The 213-nt window shown below is 47.4% G+C and carries 1 pseudogene; it reads left to right on the top strand.

The annotated features are described in order from the left end of the window. Positions 1-213 (top strand): annotated as a pseudogene (locus JEM49_RS09245) (hypothetical protein); the annotation flags it as partial.

The following is a 213-nucleotide window of genomic DNA, read 5'->3' as shown; positions in this document are numbered from 1 at the left end:
TGAAGCTGATCAAGACGTCTCAGATGAACCAGACGAAGCCGCAGCTGACGATGATCTAGATGAAGAAACAGAAGATACACCGGACGAGACTCCTGAAGCTGATCAAGAGATTTCAGACGAGCCAGACGAAGCTTCAGCCGATGATGATCTAGATGAAGAAACAGAAGATACACCGGACGAAACTCCTGAAACTGATCAAGAGGTTCCAGACGA

The sequence above is a fragment of the Lactobacillus sp. A27 genome (assembly GCF_016742815.1).
GTDB classification, from domain to species: Bacteria; Bacillota; Bacilli; order Lactobacillales; family Lactobacillaceae; genus Lactobacillus; species Lactobacillus gallinarum.
Note: the sequence above shows the minus strand (reverse complement) of the source record. Positions and strands in the feature narration are given on the sequence as shown.